Source organism: Streptomyces sp. CB02261, assembly GCF_001905665.1.
Taxonomy (GTDB): Bacteria; Actinomycetota; Actinomycetes; order Streptomycetales; family Streptomycetaceae; genus Streptomyces.
Map to the genome: position 1 here is coordinate 473,832 of NZ_LIVX01000002.1, position 16,228 is coordinate 490,059.

Annotated in this window: 19 protein-coding genes; 11 read left to right on the forward strand and 8 right to left on the reverse strand. The window is 72.3% G+C overall.

Features of this window, described 5'->3' with window-relative positions:
• Positions 1 to 30 precede the first annotated feature (30 nt).
• The 4 genes from AMK29_RS07625 to mca form a co-directional block, all read right to left on the reverse strand.
• On the reverse strand, positions 31 to 2,079 hold the full coding sequence (locus tag AMK29_RS07625) for a thioredoxin domain-containing protein (RefSeq protein ID WP_073809468.1): 2,049 nt from the start codon (positions 2,077 to 2,079) through the stop codon (positions 31 to 33).
• Between the two features lie 143 nt (positions 2,080 to 2,222).
• Positions 2,223 to 2,609 carry a rodlin gene (locus AMK29_RS07630; protein WP_073809471.1) on the reverse strand — a complete coding sequence of 129 codons (387 nt, stop codon included), beginning with the start codon at positions 2,607 to 2,609 and terminating at the stop codon, positions 2,223 to 2,225.
• A 305-nt stretch (positions 2,610 to 2,914) separates the two neighbouring features.
• Positions 2,915 to 3,166: a hypothetical protein gene (locus AMK29_RS07635; protein WP_073809474.1), complete on the reverse strand. Its 252-nt coding sequence runs from the start codon at positions 3,164 to 3,166 to the stop codon at positions 2,915 to 2,917.
• Positions 3,159 to 4,040: a mycothiol conjugate amidase Mca gene (mca, locus tag AMK29_RS07640; protein ID WP_073809478.1), complete on the reverse strand. Its 882-nt coding sequence runs from the start codon at positions 4,038 to 4,040 to the stop codon at positions 3,159 to 3,161. The genes AMK29_RS07635 and mca overlap by 8 nt, the downstream gene beginning before the upstream one ends.
• Positions 4,041 to 4,138: 98 nt before the next feature.
• On the opposite strand from mca, the gene AMK29_RS07645 reads away from it, so the two are divergent.
• The 5 genes from AMK29_RS07645 to AMK29_RS07665 all read left to right on the forward strand — a co-directional run bounded on the left by AMK29_RS07645 (position 4,139) and on the right by AMK29_RS07665 (position 7,947).
• Complete coding sequence (locus AMK29_RS07645) at positions 4,139 to 4,540, forward strand: DUF4307 domain-containing protein (protein ID WP_073809481.1); 402 nt, start codon at positions 4,139 to 4,141, stop codon at positions 4,538 to 4,540.
• A gap of 190 nt (positions 4,541 to 4,730) precedes the next feature.
• Complete coding sequence (gene greA / locus AMK29_RS07650) at positions 4,731 to 5,228, forward strand: transcription elongation factor GreA (protein WP_030548867.1); 498 nt, start codon at positions 4,731 to 4,733, stop codon at positions 5,226 to 5,228.
• A gap of 161 nt (positions 5,229 to 5,389) precedes the next feature.
• Entirely contained in the window at positions 5,390 to 6,094 is a 705-nt protein-coding gene (locus AMK29_RS07655; RefSeq protein ID WP_073809486.1) for a VanZ family protein, read from the forward strand.
• 88 nt (positions 6,095 to 6,182) lie between these two features.
• Positions 6,183 to 6,863: a response regulator transcription factor gene (locus AMK29_RS07660; RefSeq protein ID WP_073809490.1), complete on the forward strand. Its 681-nt coding sequence runs from the start codon at positions 6,183 to 6,185 to the stop codon at positions 6,861 to 6,863.
• Positions 6,856 to 7,947, forward strand: a complete 1,092-nt coding sequence (locus AMK29_RS07665; RefSeq protein ID WP_073810693.1) for a sensor histidine kinase — start codon at positions 6,856 to 6,858, stop codon at positions 7,945 to 7,947. The genes AMK29_RS07660 and AMK29_RS07665 overlap by 8 nt, the downstream gene beginning before the upstream one ends.
• On the opposite strand, the gene AMK29_RS07670 is transcribed toward AMK29_RS07665, so the two are convergent.
• The 3 genes from AMK29_RS07670 to ilvA all read right to left on the reverse strand — a co-directional run bounded on the left by AMK29_RS07670 (position 7,944) and on the right by ilvA (position 11,164).
• Positions 7,944 to 8,741, reverse strand: a complete 798-nt coding sequence (locus AMK29_RS07670) for an ABC transporter permease (RefSeq protein WP_073810695.1) — start codon at positions 8,739 to 8,741, stop codon at positions 7,944 to 7,946. The two genes, AMK29_RS07665 and AMK29_RS07670, sit on opposite strands and share 4 nt — an antisense overlap.
• Positions 8,742 to 8,746: 5 nt before the next feature.
• Positions 8,747 to 9,778 (reverse strand): ATP-binding cassette domain-containing protein, encoded by a 1,032-nt coding sequence (locus AMK29_RS07675; RefSeq protein ID WP_073809493.1) that lies wholly within the window; start codon positions 9,776 to 9,778, stop codon positions 8,747 to 8,749.
• Positions 9,779 to 9,934: 156 nt separating this feature from the next.
• Positions 9,935 to 11,164: a threonine ammonia-lyase gene (gene ilvA / locus AMK29_RS07680; RefSeq protein ID WP_073809498.1), complete on the reverse strand. Its 1,230-nt coding sequence runs from the start codon at positions 11,162 to 11,164 to the stop codon at positions 9,935 to 9,937.
• Between the two features lie 148 nt (positions 11,165 to 11,312).
• Between ilvA and AMK29_RS07685 the strand changes: the two genes are divergently transcribed.
• From AMK29_RS07685 to AMK29_RS07700, 4 genes are read left to right on the forward strand one after another with little or no spacing between them, the layout of a single operon-like run.
• Complete coding sequence (locus tag AMK29_RS07685; protein WP_073809502.1) at positions 11,313 to 11,864, forward strand: MarR family winged helix-turn-helix transcriptional regulator; 552 nt, start codon at positions 11,313 to 11,315, stop codon at positions 11,862 to 11,864.
• Between the two features lie 31 nt (positions 11,865 to 11,895).
• Complete coding sequence (locus AMK29_RS07690) at positions 11,896 to 12,408, forward strand: sigma factor-like helix-turn-helix DNA-binding protein (RefSeq protein ID WP_073809507.1); 513 nt, start codon at positions 11,896 to 11,898, stop codon at positions 12,406 to 12,408.
• Entirely contained in the window at positions 12,405 to 12,656 is a 252-nt protein-coding gene (locus tag AMK29_RS07695) for a hypothetical protein (protein WP_073809510.1), read from the forward strand. Before AMK29_RS07690 ends, AMK29_RS07695 begins: the two co-directional genes overlap by 4 nt.
• Positions 12,657 to 12,700: 44 nt before the next feature.
• Positions 12,701 to 12,892: a DUF1059 domain-containing protein gene (locus AMK29_RS07700; protein ID WP_073809515.1), complete on the forward strand. Its 192-nt coding sequence runs from the start codon at positions 12,701 to 12,703 to the stop codon at positions 12,890 to 12,892.
• A gap of 81 nt (positions 12,893 to 12,973) precedes the next feature.
• Here the strand turns inward: AMK29_RS07700 and AMK29_RS07705 are convergent, their stop codons facing one another.
• Positions 12,974 to 14,128 carry a cystathionine gamma-synthase gene (locus AMK29_RS07705; protein ID WP_073809519.1) on the reverse strand — a complete coding sequence of 385 codons (1,155 nt, stop codon included), beginning with the start codon at positions 14,126 to 14,128 and terminating at the stop codon, positions 12,974 to 12,976.
• 72 nt (positions 14,129 to 14,200) lie between these two features.
• Between AMK29_RS07705 and AMK29_RS07710 the strand changes: the two genes are divergently transcribed.
• Both AMK29_RS07710 and msrA read left to right on the forward strand, forming a co-directional pair.
• Positions 14,201 to 15,310, forward strand: a complete 1,110-nt coding sequence (locus tag AMK29_RS07710; protein ID WP_073809523.1) for a hypothetical protein — start codon at positions 14,201 to 14,203, stop codon at positions 15,308 to 15,310.
• A gap of 202 nt (positions 15,311 to 15,512) precedes the next feature.
• Positions 15,513 to 16,175, forward strand: a complete 663-nt coding sequence (msrA, locus tag AMK29_RS07715) for a peptide-methionine (S)-S-oxide reductase MsrA (RefSeq protein WP_073809528.1) — start codon at positions 15,513 to 15,515, stop codon at positions 16,173 to 16,175.
• Positions 16,176 to 16,228 lie beyond the last annotated feature (53 nt).

The following is a 16,228-nucleotide window of genomic DNA, read 5'->3' on the forward strand; positions in this document are numbered from 1 at the left end:
GGTGCCCGTCGGGTCCGGCGCCGGGATCCGTCAGCGACCGAGCTTGCGTGCCAACTCGGCCGGGTCCGTCGTCGGCGCGTCGCAGGTGAAGTGCCGGCAGACGTAGGCGGCCGCTTCCCCGTCCACCAGCGGACGGTCCCTGAGCAGCGGGAACTCGTCGCTGTCCGGGGTGCCGAAGGCGACGACCGCACCGGGGGCGGGCGCCAGCAGGGCGGTGCGGTGCAGGGCGCGGGCCAGGTCGTCGTCGGCGGGTCCGGCCACCGCGATCTCGCGCGGCCCGTCGAGCAGGGCCTCCGCCGTGGCCAGGCCCCAGCCGATGAAGCGGGGAGCGCGCGGCCCCAGGGCCTTGACCACGCCGAGGGCGCCCTCGGCGGCCGCCCGGTGGGCCTCCGAGCCGGTGTGGGCGGCGTACGAGAGGAGCGCTCCGGCGGCGGCCGTCCAGCCGGAGGGGGCGGCGCTGTCGGTGGGGTCCTGCGGCCGGCGGATCAGGGTCTCGGCGTCGTGGGCCGTGTCGTACAGCGCCCCGCCCTCCGCGACGAACTGGTCGAGCACGATGTCCAGGAGGAAGCCGGCGAACTCCAGCCACACGCCTTCGCCGGTGACACCGGCGAGCGCGAGGAAGCCCTCGGCGGTGTCCGCGTAGTCCTCCAGCACTCCCGCGTTGGCCCCGACCCGGCCGTCCTTGGAGGTCCGGGAGAGCCTCGCGCCCTCCCCCATGTGGACGCGAACGAGCAGGTCGGCGGCCTCGGTGGCGCGTTCGACCAGGTCGGGGCGGTCGAAGAGGGCCCCGGTCTCGGCGAGGGCCGCGATGGCGAGACCGTTCCAGGCGGCGACCACCTTGTCGTCGCGGCCGGGGCGGGGCCGCCGCGCGCGAACGGCGAGGAGCCTCTCCTTGATCGAGGCGATCCGGTCGGCGTCGACCGGGCCCGTGTCCGGCGGAAGCCGGAGGACCGAGGCGCCCTCCTCGAAGGTCCCTTCGTCCGTCACGCCGAAGTACCGGGCGGCGTCACGGGCGTCCTCCTCGCCCAGCGCCTCGGTCAGCTGCGCCGGTGTCCAGACGTAGTACGCGCCCTCGGCGTGCCGTTCGTCCCCGGAGGTCTCCCCTCCGTCCTCGACGGGGCTGTCGGCGTCCAGCGCCGAGGCGAAGCCGCCCTCCGCCGTGCGCAGTTCGCGGACCATGAAGTCGGCGGTCTCCAGCGCGACCCGCCGGGCCAGGTCGTCGCCGGTGGTCCGCCACAGGTGCGCGTACACCCGGCAGAGCAGGGCGTTGTCGTAGAGCATCTTCTCGAAGTGGGGCACGACCCAGTCGCGGTCCACGGAGTAGCGGGCGAAGCCGCCGCCGAGCTGGTCGTAGATGCCGCCGCGGGCCATCGCCTCGCAGGTGTCGGCGGCCATCTGGAGGGCGCCCTCGGAGCCCGTACGGGCGTGGTGGCGGAGCAGGAACTCCAGCGCCATGGACGGCGGGAACTTGGGGGCACCGCCGAAGCCGCCGCGGGTGGCGTCGTACTCGCGGGTGAGGCCGAGGAGGGCCTGCGCCAGCTCCTCCTCGCCGGGGACGCCGTCGCCGCCGTAGGCCAGGGAGCGGGACGAGAGGTCCTTGACGATGTTGCCGGCGACCTCGCCGACCTCGTCGCGGCGCTCGGTCCAGGCACGCGAGACGCCGTCGAGGACGTCACGGAAGGAGGGCAGGCCGTGCCGGGACTCGGGCGGGAAGTAGGTGCCGAAGTAGAACGGTGCGGCGTCCGGGGTGAGGAAGACCGTCATCGGCCAGCCGCCCTGGCCGGTGGCCGCCTGGACTGCCTCCATGTAGACGGCGTCGACGTCGGGGCGCTCCTCGCGGTCGACCTTGACGGCGACGAAGCGCTCGTTGACCTGGGTGGCGGTGGTGTCGTCCTCGAAGGACTCGTGCGCCATCACATGGCACCAGTGGCAGCTGCTGTAGCCGACGCTGAGGAGCACGGGAACGTCGCGACGGCGCGCCTCGGCGAACGCCTCGGGCGACCACGGCCACCAGTCGACCGGGTTGTCGGCGTGCTGGAGCAGGTACGGGGACGTCTCATGGGCCAGTCTGTTCGGCATGCTCCCCATCCTCGCGCACGTGGCCGAGCCCCGTCCGGGCGCCACGGGGACGTCGTACGGCCGGGGCACCGGTACGGCGGAGCGGCCCCGCCCACGCAGGGGAGCTGCGTAAGGGGCGGGGCCGCTCAGCGACGAAGCTGACGTCAGCTGACGTCGGTGTTGCCGTTGTCGGCCAGGAGGTCGACGAGGTCCGACAGCGGGTTGTTCTGCTGCTGCTCGACCGAGTTCTGGGTGCAGGTCATGTTCTGCTTCGGGCTCAGAACGTCGTCCACGTTGACGGCCACGAGGTTGATGACCGGCACCTGCGCGGTGATGTCCTGGACATCGAAGCAGTGCAGGACGCCACCGTTGACGAGGCCGAAGTTCGGGCTCATGTAGCCACCGGTGGAGTTGCTGCCGATGGCCTGCTTCGACGTGTTGCCGATGACGTTGGTGCTGTTGCCGTCATCAGCCGCCGCAGTCGCCGTGGCGGCCGACATGCCGACGACGGAGGCCGCAACTGCCGCGGTGGCGAGAACCTTCTTGATCACGAGATTTCCTTCTTGAGCTGGAGGGCCCTGGGATGCTCCGTTGACCGAAGCACGCTGATCAACTGCCGGAAAGTGGATTGGTTCCGGCTGATCACCCTGATGCGCTATTCGGCAGATGAACGCCATCGGACGTGATCTCGAAGGGCAGACGTTCGGGAGCGCGCGAGCCGCCCCGGAGGCCGGGCGGGACACCGGGCGACCGCTGCGCTCCCTCGCGCGACGGGCCTCGCGCGGGACACCTGTTCGCAGTCCGGGTACGACTCAGGGCCCCGGGGGTCCCGGGGCCCTGAGTCGGTGGACTACGGCTACTCGCCCGCCGCCGCCTTGGCGGGCTTCGCGGCCGCGGGCGCGGCCTGGGCGGCCGGGTCCGGGGCCTCCTCGAAGTCGACCTTGCCCATGTGGCGGTTCATCGACTTCATCAGCATCCAGACCGCGAGGGCCATCACCGCGAAGACGACGAAGCCGAGGACGCCGGGGGTCACCTTGTTCTTGTCCAGCTCTTCGGCGGCGAAGGGGACAAGCTGGGTCAGTGCCAGGTGTGCGCTCATGTCAGGCATTGTCGCGGATGCCCGCGAAGAGATCTTCCTCGGGGAGGGAGGTCGGGACCAGCGCCTTGCTGAGCTCGTACTCCTCCGTCGGCCAGACCTCCTTCTGGATCTCCATCGGGACCCGGAACCAGCCGCCGTCGGGGTCGATCTGGGTGCGGTGCGCGATCAGGGCCTTGTCGCGGGTCTCGAAGAACTCGGCGCAGGGCACGAAGGTGGTCAGCGTCCGCTCGGTGCGCTCGAACTCCTTCCAGCGCTCCAGCCACTCGCCGTACGGGGACTCCAGGCCGCGGGCGAGCAGCGCCTCGTGCAGGGCGGTGGTGCGGGGGCGGTTGAAGCCCTGGTTGTAGTAGAGCTTCAGCGGCTGCCAGACCGGGCCGAACTCGTCCTCCGGGTACTTCTCGGTGTCGGTCGCGCCGTCGAAGGCCACCATCGTGATCTTGTGGGTCATGATGTGGTCGGGGTGCGGGTACCCGCCGTTCTCGTCGTAGGTCGTGATCACCTGCGGACGGAACGAGCGGATCTTGCGGACCAGCGCCCCGGCCGCCGTGTCGACGTCCTCCAGGGCGAAGCAGCCCTCGGGGAGCGGGGGCAGCGGGTCGCCCTCGGGGAGGCCGGAGTCGACGAAGCCCAGCCACTCCTGGGAGACGCCGAGGATCTCGCGGGCCTCGTCCATCTCCTTGCGGCGCACCTCGTGGATGTTCGCCTCGATGTAGGGGTCACCCTGAAGCTGGGGGTTGAGGACCGAGCCGCGCTCGCCGCCCGTGCACGTCACCACCATGACGTCCACCCCCTCGGACACGTACTTGGCCATCGTCGCCGCACCCTTGCTCGACTCGTCGTCGGGGTGGGCGTGAACGGCCATCAGTCGCAGCTGCTCAGTCAAGACTCGATCCTCAGTGATTGGGCGCGGAGCGTGGTCTCTATAGTGACGGAATCGGGGGAGGGAAAATTCCGCCACCCCCGGCTTCGAGAGGATCGATCATGAGCGCGGCGCGAGAGCGGCTGCCCCAGGAGCGCTACGGACGCTCCGCGGACCAGGCCGCGGACCGCAAGCTCAGGATCACCGGCGCGGTGCTCGGTGTGCTCTTCCTCGCCATGCTGGGCTGGTTCGGCTGGTACCACGTGGTCGACAGCAGGATCAGCGCCGAGATGATCAAGTTCGACGTGGTGAGCGCCACCGAGGTCCAGGTGCACCTGGAGGTCCGCAAGGACGAGGGCGTCGTGGGCGTCTGCACCCTGCGCTCGCGCTCCGAGGACGGCGCCGAGGTGGCCCGCAAGGACGTCACGATCGACGACCCCGCCGCCCGGGTCGACAGCGTCTTCACGCTGCGTACGACCGCCCACGCGACGAGTGCCGAGCTCATGGGGTGTACGGCCCGGTAGCGGTGGGTAGGGAGCGGGTGTCGAGTCCCGGCGAGTCACCGCGGTGACCTGGGGTGACGCCATCCCTGATGGTTATGTCCTCCCGCTTTTCGCCACTCATTGTTAGGCTCGTGGTTTCGCCCACCCGGGACAGCACAGCTTTCCCGTGTAGGGCGATGCTTTGTATTCCCAGTACCTACGAGGAGCACCTGTGACCCAGACCAGCGACAACGTCACCTGGCTCACCCAGGAGGCGTACAACAAGCTCAAGGACGAGCTTGAGTACCTGTCTGGTCCCGCGCGTACCGAGATCGCCGCCAAGATCGCCGCCGCGCGCGAAGAGGGCGACCTGCGCGAGAACGGCGGGTACCACGCGGCCAAGGAGGAGCAGGGCAAGCAGGAGCTCCGGGTCCGCCAGCTCACCCAGCTGCTCCAGCACGCCAAGGTCGGCGAGGCGCCGGCGGACGACGGTGTCGTCGAGCCGGGCATGGTCGTCACGATCGCCTTCGACGGCGACGAGAACGACACGATGACCTTCCTGCTCGCCTCCCGCGAGTACGCGAGCGGTGACATCGAGACCTACTCGCCGCAGTCGCCGCTCGGCGTCGGCGTCAACGGCAAGAAGGCCGGTGACGACGCCGAGTACGAGCTGCCGAACGGCAAGAAGGCCGCGGTGAAGATCCTCAGCGCGAAGCCGTACACCGGCTGAGGCACCAGACATCCGCGAAGGGCCGGACCCCCCCCGGGGGTCCGGCCCTTCGCCGTGCTCCCCGCCCGGCGCCGGAGGCCCGGGGCCTGGGGCCCGGTGTATCGCGGGCGTATCGGAAAGCGCATACGCCACGGCAACCGCCCGTGGTCTCTCATGGGGGGATGAACCCGTTCGCATCCCCGCCGGCACCGCCCCGGCGCACCCGCAGGACCGTCCTGATCGGACTGGTGGTCCTCGGCGTGGCGGCCGCCCTGTTCGTCATGCGGAAGCCGCTGCTGATGTCCGCTCCGCGGTGCGCGGCCGGGCAGTGGCACGGCTGCCTGGACACCTTCAACGGCGTGGTGCTCGTCACGCTGGTCACGCTGCCGCTCGCGGTGCTGGTGGCGTGGGCGCTGGCGCGGCGGCGGCGGGCCAGGGGCGTCGCGTGGGCGTGGCGGATGTCGCTGGCCGAGGTGGGCATGGTCCACGGGACGGTGCCGTTCGTCTGGATGACCATGATGCCGGGCGGCGGGGCCGGCGTCGTCCCCGCCCGGGTGAGCCCGGTCCCGCTGCGGGACCTGGTCACGATGGGGCCGCTCGGGATCGGCGGCAACCTGCTGGTCCTCGCGGCGCTGGGGTTCTTCGCCCCGATGCGGTTCGCCGCACTCGCCTCCCTGCCCCGGATCCTGGCGCTCGGGGCGGGCTGCTCGGTCCTGGTCGAGACCGCGCAGTACGTCCTGCGGCTCGACCGGGTGTCCTCCGTGGACGACGTCCTGGTCAACGCCACCGGCGCCGTGCTGGCCGCGCTGGCGTCCCGCCACTGGTGGCGCACCACGGCGGAGGCGCCGTCGGACCTCTCGCGCCCCGTGCCCGCGCCGACGGGCTGAGCCGCGTGTCCGGCGTCGTCGCGCTGTCTGGGAGGATCTCGTCGATCGAGCCCGGCCTGATCGACAAGGCACGGCCTAGGCTGCGGGCATGCGCGTACTGATCGTGGAGGACGAGCCCTACCTGGCCGAGGCCGTCCGGGACGGTCTGCGGCTGGAGGCGATCGCCGCCGACATCGCCGGCGACGGCGACTCCGCTCTGGAGCTGCTCAGCGTCCACTCCTACGACCTCGCGGTCCTCGACCGTGACATCCCCGGCCCCTCCGGCGACGAGATCGCCCGGCGCATCGTCGCCTCCGGCAGCGGCATCCCGATCCTCATGCTCACCGCCGCCGACCGGATCGACGACAAGGCGTCCGGGTTCGCGCTCGGCGCCGACGACTACCTCACCAAGCCGTTCGACCTGCGGGAGCTCGTCCTGCGACTGCGGGCGCTCGACCGCAGACGCGCGTACGCCCGGCCCCCGGTCCGCGAGATCGCGGGCCTCCGCCTCGACCCGTTCCGCCGGGAGGTCTTCCGCGACGGGCGCTACGTCGCGCTCACCCGGAAGCAGTTCGCCGTCCTCGACGTCCTCGTCGCCGCCGAGGGCGGGGTCGTCAGCGCCGAGGAGCTGCTCGAACGGGCCTGGGACGGCAACGCCGACCCGCTCACCAACGCCGTACGCATCACCGTCTCCGCCCTGCGCAAGCGGCTCGGGGAGCCCTGGGTCATCGCCACGGTGCCGGGGGTCGGCTACCGCATCGACACCGGCCCCGGCCGTGCGGATGCGTAGACGGCCAGGGCTCAGCGCCCGGATGAAGCTCACGCTCAGCTACGCCGGGTTCCTCGCCGTCGCCGGCGCCCTCCTGCTCGCCGTGGTGTGGGGGTTCCTGCTGCGCTACGTCCCCGACAACTCCCAGGGCCTGCTCGGGGTCTCGCCCAACCGCTACCTCCTCGTGCGCACCTTCTTCCCCGCCGCGGCCGTGGCGATGGGCTTCCTGCTCGTGTTCGGCCTCCTCGGGGGCTGGGTCCTCGCCGGCCGGATGCTCGCGCCGCTCACCCGGATCACGGCCGCGGCGCGGACGGCCGGGAACGGGTCGCTGTCCCACCGGATCCGCATGGAAGGCCGCCAGGACGAGTTCCGTGAACTCTCCGACGCCTTCGACTCCATGCTCGACCGGCTGGAGTCGCACGTCGCCGAGCAGCGGAGGTTCGCAGCGAACGCCTCCCACGAGCTGCGCACCCCGCTGGCCATCTCGCGGGCGCTGCTCGACGTCGCCCGCAGGGACCCCCCGCGGGACCCGGAGGAGCTCTTCGCGCGCCTGCAGACCGTCAACACGCGCGCGGTGGACCTCACCGAGGCCCTCCTGCTGCTCAGCCGCAGCGACCGCGGGACCTTCACCCACGAGAGCGTCGACCTGTCCCTCGTCGCCGAGGAGGCCGCCGAGACCCTGCTGCCGCTCGCCGAGGAGCGCGGGATCACGCTCGACGTCACCGGCGGGGCGGCCCGGACCAGCGGCTCCGCGGAACTCCTGCTGCGGATGGTGACGAACCTCGTCCAGAACGCCGTCGTCCACAACCTCCCCGCCGGCGGCGCCGTGACGGTCCACACCGAGGCGCGGGGCGGCGCGAGCGTCGTACGGGTCGAGAACACCGGTCATCCGCTCCCGCCGGACCTGGTGCCGACCCTCATCGAACCCTTCCGGCGCGGCACGGACCGGGTGCGCACCGACGAGCACGCGGGCGTCGGCCTCGGCCTGGCCATCGTGCACAGCGTCGTCCGCGCCCACGAGGGGACCCTCGGCCTCGCCGCCCGCCCGGCCGGCGGCCTCGTCGTCACGGTCCGGCTGCCGGGCACCCCGCAGGAGCCGTCCTAGCCGTCGGCCCGGCGGTACTTGCGGACGGAGAGCGTACGGAAGATGACGACGATCAGGACCGAGTAGATCAGCGACGCCCACACCGGGTACTGCATCGGCCAGGCGTCGGACGGAGAGACGCCCGGGTCGCCGAAGAGCTTGCGGCAGGCCTGCACGGTGGCGCTGAACGGGTTCCACTCGGCGATGGGCTGGAGCCAGCCGGGCAGGTTGCTGGAGTCCACGAACGCGTTCGAGATGAACGTGACCGGGAACAGCCAGATCAGACCGCCGGAGGTCGCCGCCTCCGGCGTGCGGACGGAGAGGCCGATCAGGGCGCCGATCCATGTGAAGGCGTAGCCCAGGAGCAGCAGCAGCCCGAAGCCCGCCAGGATCCTCCCGATGTTGGTCGGCTCGGCGTAGCCCGGGCGCCAGCCGATGATCAGCGCGACGATCGCGAGGACGAAGAGGGTCAGCGCGGTCTGGACGAGGTCCGCGATGGTGCGGCCGGTCAGCACCGCACCGCGCGCCATCGGCAGCGAGCGGAACCGGTCGATGAGGCCCTTGTGCATGTCGTCGGCGATGCCCGCGCCCGCACCGGCCGTGGCGAAGGTGACGGTCTGGGCGAAGATGCCGGCCATCAGGAAGTTCTTGTAGACGTCCGGGTCGGTGCTGTCGCCGATCTGCATCGAGCCGCCGAAGACGTACGTGAAGAGGACCACGAACATCACCGGCTGGACGAGCCCGAACAAGATCATCTCGGGGATCCTGGTCATGCGGATCAGGTTCCTGCGGGCGATGACCAGGGAGTCGTTCATGCTGCTCACTTGGCCACGTCCTTCGTGTGAGTGCGGTCGCCGCCGCCCGGTCGCGCCGACTCGCCGTTCTCCTCGGCCTCCCGCTCGGCCGCGTGGCCCGTCAGGGAGATGAAGACGTCGTCGAGGGTGGGGCGGCGCAGCCCGATGTCGTCGATCTCGACGCCGACGGCGTCCAGGTCGCGGATGACCTCGGCGAGCAGCTTGGCGCCGCCGGTGACGGGGACGGTGAGCTTACGGGTGTGGTCCTCGACGGAGACCTCGCCGCGGCCGGTGCCCGCGAGACCGTAGCGGGCGAGGACGTCACGGGCGCCGGTGATCATGCCCGGTTCGTGGACGACGACCTCGACCCGCTCCCCGCCCGTCTGGGCCTTGAGCTGGTCGGAGGTGCCGCGCGCGATGACCCGTCCCTGGTCGACGACGCAGATGTCGTGGGCGAGGTGGTCGGCCTCCTCCAGGTACTGGGTGGTGAGGAGCAGGGTCGTACCGCCCGCGACCAGTTCCTTGATGACCTCCCACAGGGCCTGCCGGTTGCGGGGGTCGAGGCCGGTGGTCGGCTCGTCCATGAACATGACCGGCGGGGAGACGACCAGGGCGGCCGCGAGGTCGAGGCGGCGGCGCATGCCGCCGGAGTACGTCTTCGCGGTGCGGTCGGCGGCGTCGGCGAGGCCGAAACGCTCCAGGAGCTCGCCGGCCCGCTCCTTCGCGGCCTTCGCCTTCAGCTGGTAGAGCTGCCCGACCATCTGGAGGTTCTCGCGGCCGGTGAGGTACTCGTCGACGGCCGCGAACTGGCCGGAGAGACCGATGCGGCGGCGCACCTCGGTGGGGTGCCCGAGGACGTCGATGCCGGCGACGACGGCCCTCCCGCTGTCCGGCTGGAGAAGAGTGGTCAGCACGCGGACGGCGGTCGTCTTCCCCGCGCCGTTGGGGCCGAGCAGACCCAGGACGGTGCCCTCGGGCACGTCGAGGTCCACGCCGTCCAGAGCTCGTACGTCGCCGAAGGTCTTCACCAGACCCTCGGCATGGATCGCGCCTGGCATGTGGGTTCTCCCGGGGAGAGGAGGCGTTTCCCACCGATCGTAGGAGCAGCGGGCGCGGCCTGCCCACCGATTTTGTGACCTGCGCCACATGATCTTGCTCGGGGCCGGGACGCCGGCAGCGCCCCCTCGGGCCGGCGCCGTGTCAGCCCCGCCGTGTCAGCCCAGCACCGTGTACCCGGCGTCCCTCAGCGCGTCCTCGACCTCACGGCAGTGCTCCGGGCCCTTCGTCTCCAGGTGCAGTTCGACCTCCGCCTCGGTCAGGCCGAGCCGCGGGTCGGTCCGGACGTGGCCGATGTCCAGGACGTTGGCGTCGGCCACCGTGAGGACCGCGAGCAGGGTCGCCAGGACACCCGGCCGGTCCGTCACCCGCAGCCGCAGGCTCAGATAGCGGCCCCCCGCCGCCATGCCGTGCCGCAGGATGCGCTGGAGCAGCAGCGGGTCGACGTTCCCGCCGGACAGCACCGCCACGACCGGCCCCTCGAACGCCTTCGGGTCACTGAGCAGGGCCGCCACCGGGCTGGCGCCCGCAGGTTCGACGACCATCTTCGCCCGCTCCAGGCAGAGCAGCAGCGCCGAGGACAGCGCGTCCTCGGAGACCGTGACGACATCGTCGACGTACTCCTGGACCAGCGCGAACGTCACGTCGCCCGGCCGCCCCACCTTGATCCCGTCCGCCATCGTCACCGGCGAGTCGACCACCACGGGATGCCCCGCCGCCAGCGACGGCGGAAAGGCGGCCGCACCCTCCGCCTGCACTCCGATCACCTTCACGTCCCGGCGCACCGACTTCACCGCGAGGCCGATGCCGGCCGCGAGGCCGCCCCCGCCGACCCCCACAAGGATCGTCCGTACCTCCGGGCACTGCTCCAGGATCTCCAGGCCCACCGTGCCCTGCCCCACGATGATGTCGGGGTGGTCGAAGGGGTGGATGAAGACGGCACCGGTCTCCCGCGCGTACCGCTCCGCCGCCGCGAGCGTCTCGTCCACGACATGGCCGTGCATCCGGACGTCGGCGCCGTACTCCCGGGTCGCCGCGACCTTCGGCAGCGGGGCGCCGACCGGCATGAACACGGTGGCGTGGACCCCGAGCAGCCGCGAGGCGAGCGCGACACCCTGCGCGTGGTTCCCCGCCGAGGCCGCGACGACCCCGGCCGCCCGCTCCTCGGGCCGCAGCCCGGCGATCCGCACGTACGCGCCACGCAGTTTGAAGGAACCGGTCCGCTGGAGGTTCTCGCACTTGAACTGGACCGGCGCCCCCACCAGCGACGACAGATGACGACTGCCCTCCATCGCCGTCATCCGGGCCACCCCGGACAGCATCTTCTGCGCCCCCCGCACGTCGTCGAGCATCAGCCGGTGCAAGGGGTCTGGCGTACGGAAGCTCATGACAGCAAGTCTCCCAGCTCACGGCCCTGGTGGCCGCCCGGCGGGCAGGGGCGCGACAGGTTTGCGCAGCCCCGGTACGGACCTCCCCGGGGCCGCGTACTCTGTCCCCCACCGACCGACCACCCCCGCACGAGAGAGACCCACAGCCATGCCCACATCTCAGGACATGACGACTGAGCTCGACCCCGGTCTCCTCGATGCCCTCCAGCACCAGGTGGCCGTCTTCGCCCGCCGGGCCGAGCAGACCCGCCTCGGCGGGACGGGCCAGCTGCGCAACTCGATGGACCGGGCCGCGTACCTTCTCCTCAACCGGCTCGACCAGGAAGGCCCGATGGGCGTCAAGGCGCTCGCCGCGGGCATGGGCATCGACTCGTCGACCGTCACCCGCCAGGTCGCCCCGCTCGTCGACACCGGCCTCGTGAAGCGCACCTCCCACCCGGAGGATGGACGGGCCGTCGTCCTCCAGCTCTCGCCGCGCGGCCTGGCCCGCCTGGAGGAGGTCCGCTCCTCGCGCCGCCAGCTGATGGTGGAGGTCACGGAGGGCTGGACCCCCGCCGAGCGGGAGTCCTTCTGCACCCTGCTCACCCGCTTCAACACCGCACTGTCCGCACGGCAGTCGGCCCACGCGGGCCATCCGGGCGCCGAGTCCGCGACCGCCTCCGCGGCCGAGGGGCCGAGCGAGTCCGCACCGACCTCTTGACCCCGCACCCGCGCTGTCCTCAGATGAGGACGTGCGAGAGCATCGAAGCGGCTCCGGCGCCGAACGCGCGCCCCGCGCCCGGGAGTTCGACGCGTTCGTGGCCGGGGCCGCCGGCCGGCTGCTGCACGCCGCGACCCTGCTGACCGCCGAGACCCGCACCCGCAACCCGCACGCCCAGGCCCTGCTGACCGCCGCCCTCGCGCACACCTACGCGGTGTGGGACCGGCTGCGTGACGAGGACCCGTACGAGTTCACCCGCCGCGACCTCGCCGCCCGCTTCGCCCGCACCGCCTGGCGCCACCGCGGCGGCCGGGGCGGGGTGCTCGGCGCCCTCCACCCGCAGGAACGGCTCGTCGTCGTCCTCCGGCTGTACGAGGGGATCGCCGAGGAGCAGGTGGCGGCACTGCTCGGCCTGCCCGAGGCACGGGTCCGCGCGGTCTGCGCCCGCTGCGTGGCCGCGCTGAGGGCGGCGGGCCGGGGCGACGGCGGGCAGGGATCCGCGGGCGTGCGCGCGGGCGGCGCGCCTCGGGGGCCGGCCGCGTGAGCCGCCGCGAGGACAAGGAGGCGGCGGTCCGCCGGCTGCTCGACACCCCGCATCCGCCGGTCCCCGGCGATCTCGCGCGGCGGGCGGCGGAGCGCGGGGCCCGGCGGGCGCACCGGGCCCGGAGGATACGCCGGGCGCTCTGGTTCCTGGGCGCGGTCGCCGTGCTCGCGTTCACGGCGTGGGCGTCGGTGGCCCGGCCGTGGGAGGTCCCGCCCGCGGAGACGACACCACCGCTCGAAGGGTGGTGAGGACGGGCCTAGCCTGAAGGGAGGGGGTCCGTCTGGAGGTCGCCATGGCCAGGAAAGCATCCGACTGCCGGGACACCCCGAGTGTCTCCGGCTGCTCGCTGTACATCTCGGGCGAGGAGGAGGAGGTCCTCCGCGCGGCCGTCGAGCACGCGGTGTCCGTACACGAGCACACGGATACGCCCGAGTTCCGCGAGGAGGTCCGGGGGTCCCTGAAGGACCCGCTGCCCGGGACCTGAACGCGCTCGGGAACTGCACGGCCAAGGGCCCGGCCCCGCGGGTGCGGGTGCCGGGCCCTCCGCCGGTATCGGACGTACCGGTCAGCCCAGCGCCAGGCGCAGGTCGGCGAGCAGGTCGTCGACGTTCTCGATGCCCACCGAGAGACGGACGAGGTCGGCGGGGACCTCCAGGGCGGAGCCCGCGACGCTCGCATGGGTCATCCGGCCCGGGTGCTCGATGAGGGACTCGACTCCGCCGAGCGACTCACCGAGGGTGAAGAGCTGCGCGCGGTTGCAGACCTCGACGGCCGCCTCCTCGCCGCCCTGCACGCGGAAGGAGATCATGCCGCCGAAGGACCGCATCTGCTTGGCGGCGACCTCGTGCCCCGGGTGCTCCGGGAGACCCGGGTAGAGGACCTGGGTGACCTTCGGGTGCTGGGTCAGCATCTCGACGATCTTCTCGGCGTTCTCGCTGTGCCGGTCCATGCGGACCGCGAGGGTCTTGATGCCGCGCAGCACGATCCACGAGTCGAAGGGGCCGGCGACCGCGCCCATCGCGTTCTGGTGGTACGCGAGCTCCTCGCCGAGCGCCTCGTCGGCCGTCACCAGCGCGCCGCCGACGACGTCCGAGTGCCCGCCCATGTACTTGGTGAGCGAGTGCACGACGACGTCCGCGCCGAGCGCGAGCGGCTGCTGGAGGTACGGGGAGGCGAAGGTGTTGTCGACGACGAGCTTCACGCCGGCCTGACGGGCCACGCCCGCGACGGCCTCGATGTCGGTGATGCCGAGGAGCGGGTTCGACGGGGTCTCGACCCAGATCAGCTTCGTACGGTCGTTGACGGCGTCCCGCACCGCGTCGACGTCGGAGGTGTTCGCCACCGAGAAGTCCACGCCCCAGCGCTCCACGACCTTGGCGAAGAGCCGGAAGGTGCCGCCGTAGGCGTCGTTCGGGATGACCACGTGGTCGCCGGGCGCGAGGAGCGCGCGCAGCAGGCAGTCCTCGGCGGCCAGACCGGAGGCGAAGGCGAGCCCGCGCCGGCCGCCCTCCAGGGCCGCCAGGTTCTCCTCCAGGGCGGTACGGGTGGGGTTGGCGCTGCGGCTGTACTCGTAACCGCCGCGCAGCCCGCCCACGCCGTCCTGCTTGTAGGTGGACACCTGGTAGATGGGCGGGACGACCGCGCCGGTCAGCGGGTCGGCCGTGTTGCCCGCGTGGATCGCGCGGGTCTCGAAGCTCTGATGAGAGTGCTGGTCGCTCATGGTCAAGGAGCGTAGTCCCGCGGGCCCCCCGGCGCCGCGATCGTCTCACGCGGCGTCCTGGACAATGGACACATGGAGATTCTCTGGTTCCTGATCGCGCTGGGGCTGCTGTTCGGCGTCCTCGGTCCCTACCTGCTGCGCCGCCGTGGTGGAGGCGGGATCCGGCTGGCCGTGCCGGGCTCGCCGGACGCCGCGGATCCGGAGGCGTACGGGTTCGTGCGGCAGGAGGACCAGGACGTGCGGCTGCCGGGTGCGGACGACGAGCTGCTGCACGTGCTCGACGTCGTGCAGGCCACCCAGGACTGGGGGGCGGCCTCGCGGCTGCTCGCCGCCACCGCCAAGGACGGCGAGGTGCGCTGGCAGCGCGTCCAGGCCTTCGCGGGGGCCGCGTCCCTGGAGCTGCAGGAGCGGCCGGGCGTGGGCGGGGCGTGGCTGCGGGCCTGGCGGGCGGAGGCCCCGAAGGACGCGGGCGGCGCGGCCGTGCACGCGGAGTTCCTGGTGCAGCAGGCGTGGCGCTCGTCGGCGGCCGGGACCGACGACTTCCGGATCATCCTGGAGGAGGCGCGGAAGGTCACCGAGGAGGCGGCGCTGCTCGCTCCGGGCGACCCCGTCCCGTACATCACGCAGCTGGCCGTGGCGCGCGGTCTCGGGTACGGCCACGAGCAGTTCGACCAGGTGTGGGCGCAGGTCATCGACCGGGCGCCGCAGCACATGGGGGCGCATCTGGCGGCCCTGCACTACTGGTGCGAGAAGTGGCACGGTTCGCGGGAGGAGGCCGACCACTTCGCGACCACGGCCGCTGCGCGCGCGCCGCGGGGCTCGCTGCTCGCGGCGCTGCCGCTGTTCGCGGTGTACGAGCACGTGCCAGACGTGGTGCTGGTGCAGGACTTCTTCCGCACGGCCGTGGTGGCGAAGGCGATGGACGGCGCGCTGTACGCGGTCCACTCGGCGCGCCCCGACGATCCGATGCTGGCGCACGTCCGGCATCTGCTCGTCTGGTTCCTGGTGCGGGCGGAGCGCTGGGCGGAGGCCATGCACCAGCTGGTGAAGGTCGACGGGCACGTGGGCGCGGTGCCGTGGACGTTCAGCGGGGACCCGGCGGCGGAGTTCACGGTCTTCCGGAACCTGGCGGTGGCGGGGTACGAGGCGAACGGCGGCAGTCCGGCGACGCTGCCGCGCTGACGGCGGGGCGCGGCCCTGGGCCGAGGGCCTTCACGGGCGCCGGTGCCGGCCTGGACCGAGCGGGGCGGGCGGCTCCAACAGCCGACGGCTCACCGGGGCACGCGGCGCAGCGGACCGGGTCGCCGACGGGAAGGAGGCGGGGGGAAGGTTTCCCTCCGTCTCCTTGTTGTGCCCACTGCCGACCGTCGAGGAGAGATGCAGCATGTTCCTGTCCCGCACCCCCGTCCTCCCCACCCCCGAGCAGGCTCTGCCCGGCCGTGCCGAGCCCGAGTTCGTCGTGCCCGAGCGCCACACCGTGCTCGGCAACCCGCTCCTCGGCCCGTACCCGGAGGGCCTGGAGGTCGCCGACTTCGCCCTGGGCTGTTTCTGGGGCGCGGAGCGCAAGTTCTGGCAGGTCGACGGCGTCTGGACGACCCTCGCCGGCTACCAGGGCGGCCACACGCGGAACCCGGCGTACGAGGAGGTCTGCTCGGGTCTGACCGGCCACACCGAGGCCGTCCGGGTCGTCTTCGACCCGTCGAAGGTGTCGTACGAGAGCCTCCTGAAGCTGTTCTGGGAGTCGCACGACCCGACCCAGGGCTTCCGCCAGGGCAATGACGTGGGCACTCAGTACCGCTCGGCGATCCACACCCACTCCCCCGCCCAGGCGGCCGCGGCCGAGGCGTCCCGCGCGGCGTACCAGAAGGTCCTGACCGGCTCGGGCTACGGCACGATCACCACCGAGCTGCTCCCCGCCGACGAGAGCCGTCCGTTCTATCCGGCGGAGCCGTACCACCAGCAGTACCTGGACAAGAACCCGGCGGGCTACTGCGGCATCGGCGGCACGGGCGTCTCGTGCCCGATCGGCGTGGCCAAGGCCGAGTAGGCCCCTGGCGCAACGGCAGCACGGCCCGGCGGCGCACGGCCGGGCCGAGGGTG